General features: G+C 62.1%; 13 protein-coding genes. 10 read left to right on the top strand and 3 right to left on the bottom strand.

The window, feature by feature from the left end:
- The first annotated feature begins 64 nt into the window (after nucleotides 1-64).
- Nucleotides 65-622, top strand: coding sequence for a ferritin-like domain-containing protein (locus ACFQ95_RS14340; protein WP_422831986.1), 558 nt, complete (start codon nucleotides 65-67; stop codon nucleotides 620-622).
- Nucleotides 623-767: 145 nt separating this feature from the next.
- Nucleotides 768-1,817: a purine-nucleoside phosphorylase gene (locus ACFQ95_RS14335; protein WP_422831984.1), complete on the top strand. Its 1,050-nt coding sequence runs from the start codon at nucleotides 768-770 to the stop codon at nucleotides 1,815-1,817.
- 28 nt (nucleotides 1,818-1,845) lie between these two features.
- Here the strand turns inward: ACFQ95_RS14335 and mdeB are convergent, their stop codons facing one another.
- On the bottom strand, nucleotides 1,846-4,482 hold the full coding sequence (mdeB, locus tag ACFQ95_RS14330) for an alpha-ketoglutarate dehydrogenase (protein ID WP_422831982.1): 2,637 nt from the start codon (nucleotides 4,480-4,482) through the stop codon (nucleotides 1,846-1,848).
- 128 nt (nucleotides 4,483-4,610) lie between these two features.
- Between mdeB and ACFQ95_RS14325 the strand changes: the two genes are divergently transcribed.
- Genes ACFQ95_RS14325 through ACFQ95_RS14315 form a run of 3 tightly spaced genes read left to right on the top strand, consistent with a single transcriptional unit; the run spans nucleotide 4,611 to nucleotide 6,488 of the window.
- Nucleotides 4,611-5,081: an Lrp/AsnC family transcriptional regulator gene (locus tag ACFQ95_RS14325; RefSeq protein ID WP_422831980.1), complete on the top strand. Its 471-nt coding sequence runs from the start codon at nucleotides 4,611-4,613 to the stop codon at nucleotides 5,079-5,081.
- A 19-nt stretch (nucleotides 5,082-5,100) separates the two neighbouring features.
- A complete protein-coding gene (locus ACFQ95_RS14320) occupies nucleotides 5,101-5,574 on the top strand; it encodes a hypothetical protein (RefSeq protein ID WP_422831979.1) in 474 nt (157 codons plus the stop codon).
- Nucleotides 5,575-5,606: 32 nt separating this feature from the next.
- Complete coding sequence (locus ACFQ95_RS14315; protein WP_422831978.1) at nucleotides 5,607-6,488, top strand: DUF2145 domain-containing protein; 882 nt, start codon at nucleotides 5,607-5,609, stop codon at nucleotides 6,486-6,488.
- Here the strand turns inward: ACFQ95_RS14315 and ACFQ95_RS14310 are convergent.
- On the bottom strand, nucleotides 6,481-7,521 hold the full coding sequence (locus ACFQ95_RS14310) for a zinc-binding alcohol dehydrogenase family protein (protein ID WP_422832123.1): 1,041 nt from the start codon (nucleotides 7,519-7,521) through the stop codon (nucleotides 6,481-6,483). The genes ACFQ95_RS14315 and ACFQ95_RS14310 overlap by 8 nt on opposite strands.
- Before the next feature lie 114 nt (nucleotides 7,522-7,635).
- Here ACFQ95_RS14310 and ACFQ95_RS14305 point away from each other — a divergent pair, with 114 nt between their 5' ends.
- The 5 genes from ACFQ95_RS14305 (at nucleotide 7,636) to aspT (ACFQ95_RS14285) (ending at nucleotide 16,923) form a co-directional block, all read left to right on the top strand.
- On the top strand, nucleotides 7,636-8,571 hold the full coding sequence (locus ACFQ95_RS14305; protein ID WP_422831976.1) for a LysR substrate-binding domain-containing protein: 936 nt from the start codon (nucleotides 7,636-7,638) through the stop codon (nucleotides 8,569-8,571).
- 424 nt (nucleotides 8,572-8,995) lie between these two features.
- Nucleotides 8,996-11,722 (top strand): decarboxylase, encoded by a 2,727-nt coding sequence (locus tag ACFQ95_RS14300; RefSeq protein WP_422831975.1) that lies wholly within the window; start codon nucleotides 8,996-8,998, stop codon nucleotides 11,720-11,722.
- Nucleotides 11,723-11,778: 56 nt separating this feature from the next.
- Nucleotides 11,779-13,470, top strand: a complete 1,692-nt coding sequence (aspT, locus tag ACFQ95_RS14295; protein WP_422831972.1) for an aspartate-alanine antiporter — start codon at nucleotides 11,779-11,781, stop codon at nucleotides 13,468-13,470.
- Between the two features lie 55 nt (nucleotides 13,471-13,525).
- Nucleotides 13,526-15,142: a bifunctional aspartate transaminase/aspartate 4-decarboxylase gene (locus tag ACFQ95_RS14290; RefSeq protein WP_422831971.1), complete on the top strand. Its 1,617-nt coding sequence runs from the start codon at nucleotides 13,526-13,528 to the stop codon at nucleotides 15,140-15,142.
- A gap of 86 nt (nucleotides 15,143-15,228) precedes the next feature.
- Nucleotides 15,229-16,923 (top strand): aspartate-alanine antiporter, encoded by a 1,695-nt coding sequence (aspT, locus tag ACFQ95_RS14285; RefSeq protein WP_422831969.1) that lies wholly within the window; start codon nucleotides 15,229-15,231, stop codon nucleotides 16,921-16,923.
- Nucleotides 16,924-17,077: 154 nt separating this feature from the next.
- Here the strand turns inward: aspT (ACFQ95_RS14285) and ACFQ95_RS14280 are convergent, their stop codons facing one another.
- Entirely contained in the window at nucleotides 17,078-17,332 is a 255-nt protein-coding gene (locus tag ACFQ95_RS14280) for an RNA-binding protein (RefSeq protein WP_422831968.1), read from the bottom strand.
- Between the last annotated feature and the right edge of the window lie 33 nt (nucleotides 17,333-17,365).

Raw genomic sequence — 17,365 nt, 5'->3', positions numbered from 1 at the left:
CAAGCCGCCGGCCTTCTAAGCTGGAGCCATCAGACCCACAGATGGACGCCAACCAAGGAATGCCATGACCAAGAATCCCCCCACCACAGCACCCACGCTGAGCGACATCCCAACCCTTAGAGCGCGCGCACGCCAACACATAGAGGAAGGCGCTGTGACCGAAGGTTATGCCGCCGACCGCCAAGCGGTGTTGAAGATGCTCAACGAGGCATTGGCCACCGAGTTGGTCTGTGTGTTGCGCTACAAGCGCCACTTCAGCATGGCCACCGGCATTCACTCCGCGCCCGTGGCGGCCGAGTTTGCCGAGCATGCAGCCGAAGAAATGGCGCACGCCGACATGATTGCCAAACGCATCGTCGAGCTTCAGGGCGAACCCAATTATTCGCCACAAGGTCTGGCAGAACGCAGCCACGCCGAATATGTGGAAGGCAAGACACTGCACGACATGATCCGCGAAGACCTGGTGGCCGAGCGTGTGGCGATCGAAAGCTACCGCGAGATGATTGCCTACCTGGGCAGCGCCGATCCCACCACGCAGCACATGCTCAAGACCATACTCGCCAGCGAGGAAGAACACGCCGATGATTTGGCGTCGTTTCTCGAGGACATGAAAGAGCACTAGGCGGTACGCTCAAGCGAGACCTTGAGCTCTCGCGTGAAACACCAAACGGTTGGTCCGTCTACTGTAGAAAACGCCGAAAAACATGCGAACGGCATGAATGCTGCTTCATTGGCTTAGCATTCCTTGCTTCATTCAAAGGGTTCTCATGTTTTCCTCTTCTTCAACACCTTGGACACACAAGCGCAGCGTCTGCGCCCTGGCAACTCTCGGCGCCGCCGCACTCCTGGCGGGCTGCGCCACCAGCCCAGCCCCGAAAGCTGCAGCGCCGGTACATGTAAAGGTTTTCGTCGCTACGATGTTTGAAATCGGCAAAAACACCGGCGACCGCGCTGGTGAGTTCCAGCACTGGTACGAGCGCTACTGGAAAGACGCCACGCCCATCAACGTGCCCGGCGCGCTGGGCCCGGTTTATTGCAACAACGACGGTGTTTGCGGCGCGGTGCTGGGCATGGGCAAGGTCAACTCTTCCTCGTCCATGCAGGCAATTCTGTTGAACCCGGCGTTCAACTTCTCCCAGGCTTATTACGTGATCTCGGGTGTGGCCGGCACGCCGCCGCAGCGCGGCACCATTGGTGAAGTCAGCTGGGCCACCTGGCTGGTCGACTACGACCTGGGCCACCGCTGGGCCCCCGAAGAAAACAAGGCCGGCGAGCCCACCTTCATGCCGCGCAAGGGTTATGAAGACTACCGCCGCTTCCAACTCAACCCCACACTCACCGGCTGGGCCATGAAGCTGTCGGCTGACACGCCGCTGCTCGACTCCGACAGCGCACGCAAATACCGCACGCGTTACCCCGATGCCGCCGCACGCCGCGCGCCGTTTGTAGGCACCGGCACCCACGTGACCGGCGATACCTTCTTCCACGGCCCCGGCATGTCCAAGCAGGCGCAATACATCGCCAAGCTCTACGGCGCCGACGATTACGTCATCACCGAGATGGAGGCCACAGCCATCACCCTGGTGATCAAACGCAGCCATGGCACCGACCGTGTGATGAGCCTGCGCGGCGCGGTGAACTTTGACCAGGGCAACCCGAACGAAACCACGCTGGCGCACCTGGACCCAGCGCCGGGCGAAACCGCCGGTGGTTTTGCCGAAACGGTGCAAAACATCGAACTGGTGGGCTCGCGGGTGGTTGACCACATCGTGACGAACTGGGGCAGTTGGCAGAACGGCGCGCCCAAGCTCCCCTGAATACGCCGGCAGCCTGACACCCCCGCCGCTAGCCCTGCGCGGCCAGCGCAGAGAGTGCGGCGCGGACCACACTGGCCGCATCCACACCAAAGAAGTCGCGCAGTGCGGCACGGGTGTCGCTGCGGCCAAAACCGTCGGTGCCCAGCGTGGTGTAGCTGCGGCCTGCGGGGATGAAGGCGCGCACACTCTCGGGCACGGCGCGCACATAGTCGGTGGCGGCGATCACCGGGCCCTGGCTGGTTTGCAGTTGTGTGGTGACAAATGCGGTTTCAGCAGAAGCGGCCGATGCGCATACACGCTGCCCATCACGTGCCAGCTCGCTCCAGCTGGTGACGCTGAACACCTGCACATCTACACCCTGCTGTGCCAATTGCTGCGCGGCCTTGATCACTTCGGTGAGGATGGCGCCAGAACCCAGCAAGCTCACGGCCCTAGGTTTTTTAGCGGTTTCAGGCTGATCTGATGCGCCTGAATAGCTTGCAAATTTATAGCAACCACGGATCACGTTCTCGGCCGCACCCTCAGGCAAACTAGGCTGCGCGTAGTTCTCGTTCATCAGTGTGACGTAGTAGAAAACGTCTTGCTGCTCGACCAGCATCTCGCGTATGCCGCGGTCTATGATGACCGCCATCTCGCCCGCAAACGCCGGGTCGTAGGCCTTGCAGTTGGGAATGGTGGCGGCCCACAGGTGGCTGCTGCCGTCCTGGTGCTGCAGGCCTTCGCCGCCGAGTGTGGTGCGGCCCGAGGTGGCGCCCAGCAGGAAGCCGCGTGCACGTTGGTCAGCGGCGGCCCAGATCTGGTCGCCCACACGTTGAAAGCCAAACATTGAGTAATAGATGTAGAACGGCAGCATCGCCAAACCGTGCACGCTGTAGCTGGTGGCCGCGGCCGTCCAGCTGGCCAGCGCGCCGGCCTCGCTGATGCCCTCTTCCAGAATCTGCCCCTCCAGCGCTTCGCGGTAACTCAGCACCGAGCCTATGTCTTCGGGCGCATAACGCTGGCCCACGCTGGAGTAGATACCAACCTGCTTGAACAGATTCGCCATACCGAAGGTGCGCGCCTCGTCGGCCACGATGGGCACGATGCGCGGGCCGAGTTCCGCATTCTTCAGCAGGTTGCCGAGCAGGCGCACAAAGGCCATGGTGGTGCTCATCTCCTTGCCCTCGGCGGCCAGCGCAAACTGCGCGTAATCGGCCAATGCCGGCACGGGCAAAACCTCGCAACTGGTTTCGCGCTTGGGCAAATAACCCCCCAGGGCTTGCCGCTTGGCATGCATGTATTGCATCTCTACGCTGTCGTCGGCTGGTTTGTAGAAGCTCAGCGAGGTGACTTGTTCGTCCGTCAGCGGCAGGTTGAAGCGGTTGCGAAACGCGATCAGATCCGTCTCGTCAAACTTCTTCTGCGAATGCGTGGTCATGCGGCCCTGACCTGCGGAGCCCATGCCATAACCCTTCTTGGTGTGCGCCAGGATTACCGTCGGTTGGCCCTGGTGTGCGGCGGCAGCCGCATAGGCGGCATGGATCTTCACCACGTCGTGGCCACCGCGTTTCAAGCGGTCTATCTGTTCATCGGTCATACCCTGGGCCAGACGTTGCAGCTCTTCGTTCTGACCGAAGAAATGCTCGCGGTTGAAACGACCATCCTTGGCGGCAAAGGTCTGCATCTGGCCGTCCACGGTTTGCGCAAAGGCGCGTGTCAAGGCACCGCTGGTGTCGCGCGCGAACAGGCCGTCCCAATCCGAGCCCCAGACCAGCTTGATGACGTTCCAGCCGGCACCGGCAAACAGTTTTTCCAGCTCATCGATGATGCGGCCGTTGCCGCGCACCGGGCCGTCGAGGCGCTGCAGGTTGCAGTTGACCACCCACACCAGGTTGTCCAGGCCCTCGCGCGCGGCCAGGGTCAAGGCACTCATGGATTCGGGCTCGTCCATCTCGCCATCACCAAACACGCCCCACACCTTGCGGCCGGCGCAGTTGAGCAACTGGCGGTGGCTCAGGTAACGCATGAAACGCGCGTGGTAGATCGAGCTGATAGGACCTATGCCCATGGAGCCGGTGGGGAACTGCCAGAAGTCGGGCATCAGATACGGGTGCGGGTAGCTCGACAAACCACGTGCGCCTTGCGCCGGTGCGCTCAGTTCCTGGCGGTAGTACTTCAAATCCTGTTCACTCAGCCGCCCTTCCAGATAGGCCCGTGCATAAACGCCGGGTGCGCTGTGCGGCTGGAAGAACACCAGATCCCCAGCTTGCTTGTCGTCCCTGGCCTTGAAGAAATGGTTGAAGCCGACCTCAAACAAATCGGCCGCACTGGCGTAGCTGGCGATGTGGCCGCCGAGTTCGCCATAGGCCTCGTTGGCGCGCACCACCATGGCCAAGGCGTTCCAGCGCATAAGTGAACCCAGGCGTTCCTCCACCGCGAGGTCGCCGGGGAACACCGGCTGCTGCTCTACCGCAATGGTGTTGAAGTAAGGTGTACTCAGCTCGGGCTGCCAACCGATGCGTTGGGCCCGCGCCGTGCGCGCCAAGGCGTCCAGCATCTGGCGTGCACGCGCCGGGCCCTGCGCGGCGACCAGTGCGGCAAAGGCGTCTTGCCATTCGGCGGTTTCTTGCGGGTCGATGTCGGCGTCTGCAGGGCCGAGCCAATTGGATGGTGTGGAAGCGTTCATGGCGGTCGTTTATGAGGGAACGAACAATGACTGTAGACCGCAACGCCGCGCATGTGCTGCCTGGGAGCACTTCAAACATCGACACACGCAGCATAAACTGCTGCAAAAACTGAAATACAGAGACAAAAATGAAACTGGACACCCTGGATCTGCGCATCCTGGCCGAATTGCAGCAGGACGGCGCCTTATCCAACGTGGAGCTGGCGCGGCGCGTACATCTGTCCCCCTCGCCCTGCCTGGCGCGTGTGAAGGCATTGGAAGCCGCTGGCGTGATCGACCGTTATGTGGCCATTGCCAATGCGGCGGCGCTGGGCCTGGGGCTGAATGTGTTCATCTCCATCAGCCTAAAGACCCAAAGCAAGGAATCGCTGGCCTCGTTTGAGCAAAGCATTGCGCTGCACGATGAGGTGATGGAGTGTTATTTGATGACTGGCGACTCCGACTACCTAATACGCGTGGCCGTGGCCGACATGGCGGCGCTGGAGAAATTCATCGTGGAGCAGCTCACGCCCATCCCGGGCATAGAGAAAATCCGCTCCAGTTTTGCGCTGAAACAGGTGAGATACAAAACGGCGTTACCCTTGCCGACTTTGAACTAGTCTCCAACAGGGCATCACCATGGCTTTTTCCTCTCTCTTCCGTGTTCTGGGTCTCAGCCTGTCGGTCCTGTGCCTGACGCAACCGGCGTCGGCCGAAAGCTTTGCCTCGTCGGCGTCTAGCGCTGGCTCGGCATCCTCGGGCAGTGTGTCGGACTCGATCAAGGATTCGAGCAACAGCTCCAATAGCAACCGCAACGTGGCCGAAGGCCCTTACCGCGTGATGGACGTCGCCCAGATCGATGCCACGCCCGGCAAACCAGCCATGACACAACTCACGCTGCGCGCCACCGACGCCGGCCCCGCACGCGAATTCGTACTGCAGCTGCCGCGTGTGGCGCTGGCCGACCGCCCCCTGGCCACCGGTGACCTGGTGCAGGCCAGCCAACGCCCCTATGGTTTTGAGTTTGCGCGTGGCGACAACCGCCAAGCCTTCTTTCTGGTGCTGACCGACGACTGGCAGCGCGAATTCGATTCGCACCCCGTCACCCTTTGAAGCACGGTTACACGCCAGGGCTACGGCGAAGCTTGATCGCAGTAGCCAGTCTGATGTGGCTAGGCGCCGTGCAAGCCGCCAACCTGCGAGCTTGCGACCGCCCCGCCACCATCAGCGCCGCCGAGCAGGACCGGCAACTGCGCGTGGCGGCGCTGATACGGCAAACACTGCAACAAAGCGGCCAGCAGGTGGCCTTGATCGCACGCGCCGGACTCGACCTCAGCCGCTTTGGTGTGCGCTACTCGCATGCGGGTATCAGCCTGCAGGCCAACCCCAACAGCGCATGGTCGGTGCGCCAGCTCTACTACGCCTGTGACGAATCGCGCCCGCGCCTGTTCGACCAGGGGCTGGCGGGCTTTCTGCAAGGCTCGGACAACCCCTCGCAAGGCTTCATCTCGGTGCTGCTGCTGCCCGAGCCACAGGCCACGGCGCTGGCGCGCGCCGCGCTCGACCGCCCGCAAGCCCTGGCCCTGCTGGCCGGCGACTACAGCGCCAACGCCTATGCCTTCAGCACACGTTTCCAGAACTGCAACCAGTGGGTGATGGAGCTCATGGCCAGCGCCTGGGGCGGCTTTGCCGGGGATAGACCGACGCGCGCGCAAGCCCAGCAGTGGCTCGCCGCGCAAGCTTACACACCGGAGCCGATCAACGTAGGCTCACACGCGCTGATGCTGGCCGCGCACTTCACGCCGCTGATCCACGTGGCCGACCATCCGCTGGCCGACATCCAGGCACTGAAGCTGCATGTGAGCATGCCCGCGTCGATTGAAGCCTTTGCGCGCCAGCAGGCACCACGGGCCCAGCGCATAGAGTTTTGCTACAACCCGCGCCAGGCGGTGCTGCGGCGCGACGGCCCGCCCCTGGGCGACGACTGCGCAGCCGCGCCTGGCGACGAGGTGCTCAGTTTCAACTGAGGCTTGAGGCCGGCCAACCGGCCAGCACGACCTTGCCCAGCATGCGCCCCGACTCCACCAGCCGGTGTGCCTGCGCCAGGTTGGCCGCGTTGATGGCTCCCACCGTCTGGGCCCAGGTGGTCTTGATTTTGCCGCTTTCCACCAGCGCGGCCACGGCCGTCAGCAAGCGGTGCTGTTCCACCATGTCGGGCGTGCCATACATGCTGCGTGCAAACATCATCTCCCAATGCAGGCTCAGGCTCTTGCCTTTGAGCAGCCGTACATCCGGGGCTTCGCTCAGGTCGTCGATCAAGCCCAGCTTGCCCTGAGGCGCCAGCACCTCCACCAGTTGCGCAAAGTGCTGCTGCGTGTGGGTGAGGCTGGCCACCAGGTCGACCTGCGGCAGGCCAATCGCCTGGAGTTGCGGGGCGAATGCTTTGCTGTGGTCAATGACGTGGTGCGCGCCGAGCGACAGGCACCAATCGCGCGTCTCGGCGCGGGATGCCGTGGCGATCACCGTCAGTTGCGTGAGCTGGCGCGCCAGTTGTATCAGGATCGAGCCAACACCGCCCGCCGCCCCGGTGATCAACAAGGCCTGCCCGGCACCACCACCTTGCGGCACGCCCAGCCGGTCGAACAACAACTCCCAGGCGGTGATGGTGGTCAGCGGCAACGCGGCGGCTTCGGCATCCGACAAATTGGCGGGGGCACGGCCGACGATACGTTCGTCCACCACATGGCGCTCGGCATTGGCACCGGGGCGCACTATGCTGCCCGCATACCAGACGCGATCACCCACCTTGAACAAACGCACCGCGTCGCCCACCGCCAGCACGTGGCCCACGGCGTCCCAACCCAAGACTTCGGCCTGACCCTTCTGCGGCGCACGGTTGCGGCGCACCTTGGTGTCCACCGGATTGACCGATACCGCCTGCACCGCCACCAGCAAGTCGTGAGGTGCCAGGCTTTGTGTTGTAGGTGCGGGCAACTGCAGGTCTATCAGCACCTCGGGGTGCTCGGCCGGCAGCGACTGGGTGTAGCCAACGGCTTTCATGGTGGCTGTGGATATGGACATGGCGAACTCCTTTTGCAGAAAACGATGAACAGGCAGAGAATTTAAAACCTCGTTGCAATTTGATAAACCAGCCAAATTCACCATCACTTTCAAATGAAATTTGATAATCTGGACGAACTGCACATCGTGCTCGCCTGCCACGAGATGGGCAACCTCACCGGCGCGGCAGGGCGCTTGAGCCTGACACCCGCCGCGGCCAGCGCCGCGTTGAAAAAACTCGAGGCGCGGCTGGGAGTACGCCTGTTCGAGCGCAGCACACGGCGCATGCGCATCACCCCTGCGGGCGAGTTGCTGGTGGACTATGCGCGGCGCGCCATCGACCTGTTGGCCGAAGCCCAGGCGCAGTTGACCGAAGGGCAACGCCATCTGGTGGGCCTGATCCGCATCTCCGCGCCCAGCGACCTGACACGGCGTGTGCTGATGCCGTGGCTGGACGAGTTCATGGACGTGCATCCAGGCGTGGAGGTGCAGTTGGCGGTGAGCGACATCTTGAGCGACGTGATCCGCGATCAGGTCGACGTGGCCTTACGCTATGGAGAACTGGAAGACTCGCGCCTGGTGGCGCGCCGCCTGAGCTTCACCCGCCGCATCGTCTGCGCCGCTCCCGCCTACCTGGCACGCCACGGCACACCGCAACACCCGCAAGACCTGGCGCAGCACGAATGCCTGACATTCCAGATCCGTGGCAAACGCGCGTTGTTATGGCCCTTTGAGCGCAGTGACAGCCGCCAAGGCAACGAGAAAATCGTCGTGCGTGTACACGGCCGGCGCAGCGCCGACGACGCCGAAATCGCCCACCGCTGGGCGCTGGCCGGCCACGGCATCGTCTGCAAAAGCGAACTCGACGTACGCGCCCACGTTCAAAGCGGTGCACTGGTGCACTTGCTGCAGGACTGGCAAGGCATTGCCATGCCAGTGCATGCGGTTTTGCCCAGCGGACGTTTTTTACCGGCACGCGTGCGGGCCTTGGTGGACTTTCTGGCGCAGAAGATGGCAGGCCTGGATCTGCCGGGAAGCCAAGCGCCATAAGCGCCTGGCATAAGCCCTTCCCCTGTAAGCACAGCAAGCAAGCGTGTGCCCGGGCTCACAGGCCCGGCCGCACAACGGGAACACGGCTTCAGGGAACAGCAGCATCAAGCTCCATGCTGCCATCATCCCATGTCAACAAACCGTGGCGGCCTGCAGGCCTCACCGGCTGCATCACAGGCCGGGATGAAGACCTCAGCCAGCCCGCTGAATCTTCATATCAGCACGCTCTTGCCATCCGGGTTGGCCCCCACATCAGTGCTTCCCCAAGGGGAAATTGACCTCCCTAATGTGTGAACGCATACTAATTCTCGCTCTTGCGCAGGGGACAACGCATCAACGCGTCGGCGCATCGACTTGATTGCGTTTGATCTGGTGCGCGCCGGACCTTACCTTAAATTTCTTGCGAGGATTTATGAGTGCAAACATGGCTTCCGATACCACCAAGTCGCTGTCGCAGTATTACGCTGCATCCGAAGCAAGAGTTGACGAGTGGCGTGTCCTCTCAAGACTGGCCAAGTCACTCGATGGTCGCGGGCCCGACGCCGGTGCACTGTCCGAGATTCAACACCGCATGCGTCTTCTGCAGCCCATAGAGGACCTGCATGCCTATCCGGGTGCGGCGCTGCTTGAGCAGGTCGTCGACCGATTGAAGCGCGGCGAATGGGCGGCGTTTCACCGCATGGTGACACGCATCAGCAGCGCGCTTCTGACCAATGCCTATCGCGAAGACCTGGCCGCCTGGGCTCTCGACGATGAGACCGAAACGGTGGTCGGCGACGTGCTGCCTCCGGCTCAAAGCCATGCGCAAACCAGAAGACCGTATTTCGAGGTTCTGGTCGTCTCACCCATGGCGCCTAAACAATGGTCTAGCCTGAGAGAGATGTTCCGGCGTCTGCGACGGACCGAGGACGAGTTCATCTACGAGGTGGTGGTGGTCGGCAGCTTCGAGGACGCTGTGCTTGCGGCAAACTTCAACTACAACTTGCAGGCGGTATTGATTTCCGAGGGATTCACATTCGATTCTGAGCACGATATTCCAGTGCTGCGCGAGATGTTGGCACCGTTCCTCCCCGGTGATGCGCGCGATGGCGACCTCGGCACCTCGCTGGCAGGTGTGTTGAACGATTTAAGGCCCGAGTTGGATGTCTATCTCACGACCGATAGGGATCCCGCGACGGTGGCTGGCTCCGATGCCGTGGCGCGTGTTCGGCGCGTCTTTTACGGACCGGAGGAACCGACTGAAATGCATCTGTCGATCCAGGGCGGCATCAAGGATAGGTACCGCACGCCCTACTTCGACAACCTGAAAAAATACGCCGCGCGGCCGATCGGAACCTTCCATGCGCTGCCGGTTGCGCGCGGCAAGTCGATCTTCAAGTCCAACTGGATTCGCGACATGGGCGAGTTCTATGGCACCAACCTCTTTCTGGCTGAATCCTCTGCGACGACCGGCGGCCTGGACAGCCTGCTTGATCCGACCGGGAACATCAAAGAAGCGCAGGATATGGCGGCGCGCGCCCTGGGCAGCGACCGCGCCTTCTTTGTCACCAATGGCACCTCGACGTCGAACAAGATCGTTCACCAGGCGATCCTGACACCCGGCGATATCGTGCTGATTGACCGCGACTGCCACAAGTCGCACCACTACGGCGCTGTCATGTGTGGCGCCCAACCGCTCTACATCGACGCTTTTCCCTTGAAGCAGTATTCGATGTATGGCAGCCTGGGCATACGCCCTATCAAGGAGGCATTGCTGACCCTGAAGGCAGAAGGACGGCTGGACAAAGCCAAGATGCTGGTGCTGACCAACTGCACCTTCGACGGACATGTGGCCAATGTGCAGCGCACCATGTTAGAGGTGCTGGCCATCAAGCCCGACATGGTCTTTCTGTGGGACGAAGCTTGGTTCGGCTTTGCGCGCTTTTCCCCCTACCTGCGCCGGCGCACGGCCATGGGCGCGGTTGCGGCGCTGCGCAAACTGCTGCCCAGCGCAGCCTACAAAGAGCAATATGCCAAGTTCAAGGCCGAAGTCGGCGAGATCGATCCGGGCAACAAGGCCTTGCTGGACACACGGCTGTGGCCCGATCCGGAAGCCGTAAGCCTGCGTGTCTACGAGACCGATTCGGTGCACAAATCGATGTCGGCTTTGCGCCAGGGCTCTATCGTGCTAGTCTCCGATCAGAAATGGCGGCAGGTCGAAGGGCCGTTCAAGGAGGCCTTCTATGCCCATACCTCAACCTCACCCAATCTGCAAATCATTGCCTCGCTGGACCTGGCGCGCCGCCAGGTGGAACTCGAGGGTTTCGAGCTGGTCGGCAAGGCCACCCAGCTGTCGATCGAGATCCGCAGCCAGGTCAACAACCATCCGCTGATATCAAAATACTTCCGCTGCGCCACCCCGGCGGAGATGATCCCGGCCCAATATCGGGCGAGCGGCCTGGCGGACTTCAATGCACCCGACCAGACCGCGATAGACATCGCGCGGGCGCTCAACGACGACGAGTTCTTCCTCGACCCCAGTCGCATCACTCTGCTTTGCGGCAATGCCGGTTATGACGGAACGCAGTTCAAGGCGCTGCTGGCAAGCGAGCATGACATCCAGATCAACAAGACCTCGCGCAACAGTGTGCTGGTGCAGATCAATATCAACAATACACGCAGCGACATGGCGCATTTGATCAAGGCGCTGGCAGACATCTCACGCGACATCGATCACCGTTTGGCAGAGGGCGGCGAGAGCGCGCGCAAGACCTTTGATGCGCGTGTCCGTGATCTGGTCGAAGACGTGCCGGATCTGCCCAACTTCAGCAGCTTCCATGACGCTTTCCGGGACGACCCTGCCAGCAAGAGTTGTGAAGGTCATATGCGCGATGCGTACTACATGGCCTTCGATGAGGACAATTGCGAGTACCTGCCCCTCAACGACAAACGCGTCGACGAGCGGCTGGCAAATGGTCCGGCGCTGGTCTCGGCCAAGTTCGTCATTCCCTATCCGCCGGGCTTCCCCATCATGGTGCCTGGACAAGTGATCTCGGAGGAGATCATCACCTTCATGCGCAAGCTCGACGTGAAGGAGATCCACGGCTTCAATGCGGCGCGCGGCCTGCAACTGCTGCGCGCCGACATCCTGGAGAAGAAGCGGCCGGCCTGAGCGCTTAGGCAGCAAAAAGCGTCATCAGCGTCATCGACCCACTCGAAAGGTTTTCCATGAACTGGTTGGTAGATACCCTCAAGCATTACCCGGAGCTCGGGCTGTTCGCCGCCCTGGCCTTCGGCTTCTGGCTCGGACCGAAGAAACTCTTCGGCTTCAATCTCGGCGCCGTCACGGCCACGCTGATTGCCGGCGTCGCAATCGGCCAGTTGGGGCTGGCGATCCCCGGACCGATCAAGTCGACCTTCTTCCTGCTCTTCCTGTTCGCCGTTGGTTATGGGGTCGGACCGCAGTTCTTCGCCGGCCTGGGTAAGGACGGGGTCAAGCAGATCATCTTCACTCTCGTCGTGATGGTGGCCTGCCTATTTGTGCCGGTCGCCTGCGCCTATTTCGCCGGCCTGGACATTGGTTATGCGGTTGGCCTCTACGCCGGCTCGCAGACGATCTCGGCCTCGATTGGCGTGGCCACCGACCAGATCAACAAGATGGGCCTGGAGCCGAATGTGGTCAAGGGCTACCTGACGGCGATTCCTGTCGGTTATGCGGTGACCTATATCTTCGGCACCGTGGGCTCGGCGCTTTTGCTGGCCAAGCTCGGGCCGTTCATGATCGGCGCCGATCTCGAGCAGGCCTGCAAGGACTACGAGAAGCGCCTGGGCGGCGGCAAAGCGGCGGCCAAGCCCGGCATCCTGTCGGCACGCCGCGGCGTTGAGTTGCGCGGCTACCGGATCACCGCCGCCAGCGGCCTGGCCGGCAAGCGCTGCGCCGACACCTTTACCGACCTGCGCGTATATTTCGAACGCATCAAGCGCGGCGATCAGATCATCGTCGCCCAGGCCGACACAGTACTGCAGGAGGGCGACTTGGTCGCCATCTCCGGCCATCGCGAGTTGTTGGTCAACAAGGTCGAAACGGTGATAGAGGAGATCGACGACGTCGAACTGCTGAACATGCCGGCCACCGTCGTCGACATTTTCGTCACCAGCAAGGAGGTCAATGGCAAGACCATCGCCGAGCTGTCGGACCTGCCGCAGGCGCGCGGTGTGTATCTGTCCAAGATCACCCGCAACCTGGTCGACATCCCGCTGCTGCCGGGCACCGAGATCCTGCGCGGCGACGTGCTGCGCGTCGGCGGCAGTATTGCCCACGTAGACGCGGCCGCCAAGGCACTCGGTTATGCCGACCGCCCTACCGATTCGACCGACATCGCCTTCATGTCAGCCGGTATCTTTATAGGCGGCCTCATCGGTGTCCTCAGTGTCAAGGTCGGCGGCGTGCCGATCAGCCTGTCGACCTCGGGCGGCGCGCTGCTGGCGGGCCTGTTCCTCGGCTACTACCGCACGATCAAGCCAGTGTTCGGCCAGATCCCCGGCCCGGCGCTGTGGATACTGAACAACCTCGGCCTGAACGTCTTCATCGCCATCGTCGGCATCAATGCCGGACCGGACTTCATCAAGGGTCTGCAGGAGCTCGGCGTCAGCCTCTTCCTGTGGGGTGTGGTGGCCACCTCGGTGCCCATCCTCATTGCCGTCGTTCTGGCGCGCTTCGTCTTCAAGTTCGACCCGGCGCTGATCTTGGGCATCGTGTCCGGCGCACGCACGACCACGGCCTCCCTGGGCATGGTGCAGGACGCTGCCAAGAGCAATATCCCGGCACTGGGTTACGGCATGCCCTATGCCGTGGGCAACACCTTCCTGACGATCTGGGGCCTGGCCGTCGTCGTGCTGATGAGCAAGCTGTCTGGCTGATGGATGGACTGACTGTCACATCACCGGACGAATTTCAACACAAGGAGTACCTGAGATGGATTTACTGACATTGCGCAAGTACGAAGCCCTGGGCCCGTTCGAGATCAAGAACTTCCTGGCCGAGGCGGCCAGCTCGGCGGCCAAGCATTCCTCGCTGGCCTATCTGAACGCCGGCCGCGGCAACCCGAACTGGGTCGCGACCGAAGCGCGCGAAGCCTTCTTTACGCTCGGCCATTTCGCCGTCACCGAGACACGCCGCGTGATGGACCTGCCGCCCGGCATTGGCGGCATCCCGCGCGCGCCCGGCTGCGCCGCGCGGCTGGAGGCCTGGCTGGCCAAGCACTCCGACCTGCCGGGCACCGATTTCCTGGCCCGCATGGTGCCCTGGGCGGTGAAGAAGTTCAGCTTCAAGCCGGACGAGTTCGTCAACGAACTGGTTGACTCTATCATCGGCGACCACTACCCGGTGCCCGACCGCATGCTGGCGCACAACGAGCTGATCGTGCGCCAGTACCTGAACTGGGCGATGCTAGGCGACAAACCTCCACCGGGCGTGTTCCAGCTCTACGCGGTAGAGGGCGGCACGGCGGCGATGTGCTACATCTTCAAGGCGCTGAAAACCAACCGGCTGCTGAACCCCGGCGACACGATCGCGCTGGGCGTGCCCATCTTCACGCCCTATCTTGAGATGCCCCATCTGGAGGACTACGACCTGCACATCGTGCCTATCCATGCACCGCAGGAGCAGCGCTTCCAGTTCACCGACGCCGAGCTGGACAAGCTGCTCGACCCTAAGATCAAGGCCTTCTTCGTCTGCAACCCCGGCAACCCCTCGGCGATGGCGATCGAGCAGCGCGTCTTCGACAAGATCGGCGAGATCCTGAAAAAGCGCCCGGACCTGATTCTGCTGACCGACGACGTCTACGGTACCTTCGTGCCCGGCTTCCGCTCGCTGATGGCAGCCTTCCCGTACAACACCATAGGCGTCTACTCCTACAGCAAGTATTTCGGCTGCACCGGCTGGCGCCTGGGCACGATCGCCGTGCATGAAGACAATCTGTTCGATGCGCTGATCGCCAAGCACGACGATGCGACGCTGGCGAAGCTGGACAAGCGCTATGGCGGTCTGACCCCGCATCCACGCGAGATCAAGTTCATCGATCGCATCGTTGCCGACAGCCGTGACGTGGCGCTGAACCACACGGCCGGCCTGTCGCTGCCGCAGCAGGTGATGATGAGCCTGTTCTCGCTCTACGAGCTGATGGACGAGGAGAAGGCCTACCAGAAGGCCTGCATGGAGATCTGTCATCGCCGCACCTGGGCAACCGTCAAGGGCCTGGGCATAGACATCGAGCCGAACCCGCTGTTCGACCATTACTACGGCCTGATCGACTTCGAGTTCTGGCTGCGCAAGTACGGTGGCGAGGAGGTCGCGACCTGGGTCAAGGCGAACATCCACCCGCTGGATATCGTCTTCCGCCTGGCCGAGGACCACGGCATCGTGCTGCTCAATGGCGGCGGTTTCGAAGCGCCCGATTGGTCGGCGCGGGTCTCATTCGCCAACCTCGACGATGAGGTCTACGAGCAGATCGGCCGCGCCGTACGGGCCGTAGCGCGCGGCTACTTCGAGGCCTATCAGCGCGACCAGGCCAAGGGAGCAACAAAGGGCTAAGCAACCCGCTTTGCCGTATCGGTCCCGGGGGACAGCCTTTGGGCTCGTGCTTCCCTCTAAGCAAGGCAGCCCAGGAGCACGCCCACATGGATTGGTTGACCCCGTACCTGACGAAGTCCCCCGAGATCGCCGTCTTCCTGGCCATCGGGGTGGGCTACTGGATTGGCAAGTTCAAGTACAAGGGCGTGGGATTTGGTCCCGTCACCGGCTCGCTGATTGCGGGCCTGGTGATAGGCTATTTTTTCCATATCCCGGTCTCAGACACGGCCAAACAACTGCTGTTCTTGCTCTTCATGTTCGGCATCGGTTATTCGGCCGGGCCCGGCTTTATCCGCGGCATTCAGGATGGCGGCTGGCGCTGGATCGCGCTGGGTATCGTGATGCCGGTCACCGGCCTGCTGACCAGTTTTGCCATGGCCAAGTTGCTGAACCTCGAGTTGGGCTATGCGGCGGGCATGATGTCGGGCGGCCTGACCGAATCGCCGGTGATAGGCACAGCCAGCGAAGCGATTCGCGCGCTGCCGCTGCCAGATGAAGAGAAGAGTAGGCTTGTGGCGCAGATACCGATCGCCGATGCGCTGACCTACATCTTCGGCACCTTCGGTGTGATTTTTTTCTGTGCCTATCTTGGCCCCTGGTTGTTGCGTCTGGACCTCAAGGCCGAGGCGCGCAAGCTGGAAAAAGAAATGGGCATGGAGCGCGAGGAGGAGGGTGTCAGTTCGGCCTGGCGCATGTTTGAGTTGCGCGCCTACCGCATCGATGTTGGCTTGTCCGTGATCGGCCGCACCGTCGCACAGGCTGAGTCGCAGCTGGCCAGCGAGCGCCTGTTCATCGAACGGATTCGGCGGGACGGGAGCATCATCGAGATAGGCCCCGACACCATACTGCAGGCCGGCGACATCTTGGCCGTGCTCGGCTCCAACGAGGCCTTGCTGCGGCTGGTCGACCGGCATGCCGAGGAACAGTATGACCGTGAGCTGCTGGATATCCCTTCCGCCAATTTTGACGTCGAGCTCACCAACCGAGTCCATGCTGGCCGCACCCTGGCCGACCTGAGGCAGCAATCCGATGCTGCGCGCGGGATTTTTCTCAAGTCCATCCGGCGTGGTGCCGAGACCATTCCTGTCGCACCTGGCACCGTGCTGCGGCGTGGTGATCTGCTGACGCTGTGTGGCATGGAACCGGCTGTGAAGCGAGCCGCCACAGAGCTGGGCAAGATTGCTTTTCCGGGCGCCAGCACCGACTTTGTAGCCCTGGGCCTGGCCATCTTTGTCGGTGCGCTGATTGGGGTGTCGGTGTCCTTCCCGGTTGGTGGTCTGCATATCGCGCTGGGCAGCAGCGTCGCCGTGCTGCTGGTCGGCATCGCCATGGGCTGGCGCAACTCGGTGCGGCCGGGTTTTGCCTATATCCCACCGGGTGCCATCGAGTTCATGAAGTCCATTGGGCTGGCGGCCTTTGTTTCCATGATAGGGCTGAAGGCCGGACCGGTGTTCGTTCAGGCCGTGAAGGAGATAGGCCTGCAGGTCTTCCTCGGCGGCATCGTGGTCACCTTGGTGCCGCTGTTTGTTGGCCTGTATTTCGGGCGCTATGTGCTCAAGCTCAATCCACTGATGCTGCTGGGTGCGCTGGCTGGTGCGCAGACGATGACGGCCGGCCTGGCGGCGGTGCAGGAGCGATCCGGCAGCCCGGTCGCCGTGATTGGCTATTCGGGCACGGTGGCCTTCGGCCACATCCTCATCTCGATCGGCGGTACGGCCCTGATCTGGATGCTGCACGCATGACCGCTACGCGAGCTGCAGCCGCAGCGGCGTGATTGCGCCGCAACGACAGCCACTCAAGCCGGCCGCGAAACCTCCGCCCTCCGCTTTCTCGCCGGCGTGATACTTGTCGTGTGAACAGGTTTCTTCCCGGCCCGCTCAGCCGCTGAACCTGAATTCAGGCAAAGCGATCGCTCATCAGCATGGCGTTCAACTTTCGCCGCTTCCAATACAGGTTGTGAATGCGCTGCTGCAGCTTGGTCAGCGTCGTGGCATCGACGTCTTCGTAGATCAGCAACATGGCCGGTCTCGACCCGTCGCCTTCGGCATGCTCGATTTGGTCAGGAAGCGGAAAGCCATATTTTTCAAGAAGCCCCCGGACCTCATCATCCGTGGTACCCGGTGCAATATTACCCAGCAAAAGACGACTCATGATAGGCGCTCCTTTTCGAGAAATTTACCAGGG

Source organism: Variovorax sp. HJSM1_2, assembly GCF_049316285.1.
In the GTDB taxonomy this organism is placed as follows: domain Bacteria; phylum Pseudomonadota; class Gammaproteobacteria; order Burkholderiales; family Burkholderiaceae_C; genus Rhodoferax_B.
The sequence above is the reverse complement of the archived record's forward strand: the minus strand, read 5'-3'. Positions and strand labels throughout refer to the sequence as shown.

Bases quoted from the DNA above. Each gene is read 5' to 3' on its own strand.
- ACFQ95_RS14340 (WP_422831986.1), top strand. From the start codon at position 65: ATGACCAAGAATCCCCCCACCACAGCACCCACGCTGAGCGACATCCCA.
- mdeB (WP_422831982.1), bottom strand. From the start codon at position 4,482: ATGAACGCTTCCACACCATCCAATTGGCTCGGCCCTGCAGACGCCGAC.
- aspT (WP_422831969.1), top strand. From the start codon at position 15,229: ATGGATTGGTTGACCCCGTACCTGACGAAGTCCCCCGAGATCGCCGTC.
- ACFQ95_RS14325 (WP_422831980.1), top strand. From the start codon at position 4,611: ATGAAACTGGACACCCTGGATCTGCGCATCCTGGCCGAATTGCAGCAG.
- ACFQ95_RS14335 (WP_422831984.1), top strand. From the start codon at position 768: ATGTTTTCCTCTTCTTCAACACCTTGGACACACAAGCGCAGCGTCTGC.
- ACFQ95_RS14305 (WP_422831976.1), top strand. From the start codon at position 7,636: ATGAAATTTGATAATCTGGACGAACTGCACATCGTGCTCGCCTGCCAC.
- ACFQ95_RS14300 (WP_422831975.1), top strand. From the start codon at position 8,996: ATGGCTTCCGATACCACCAAGTCGCTGTCGCAGTATTACGCTGCATCC.
- ACFQ95_RS14310 (WP_422832123.1), bottom strand. From the start codon at position 7,521: ATGAAAGCCGTTGGCTACACCCAGTCGCTGCCGGCCGAGCACCCCGAG.
- ACFQ95_RS14320 (WP_422831979.1), top strand. From the start codon at position 5,101: ATGGCTTTTTCCTCTCTCTTCCGTGTTCTGGGTCTCAGCCTGTCGGTC.
- aspT (WP_422831972.1), top strand. From the start codon at position 11,779: ATGAACTGGTTGGTAGATACCCTCAAGCATTACCCGGAGCTCGGGCTG.
- ACFQ95_RS14290 (WP_422831971.1), top strand. From the start codon at position 13,526: ATGGATTTACTGACATTGCGCAAGTACGAAGCCCTGGGCCCGTTCGAG.
- ACFQ95_RS14280 (WP_422831968.1), bottom strand. From the start codon at position 17,332: ATGAGTCGTCTTTTGCTGGGTAATATTGCACCGGGTACCACGGATGAT.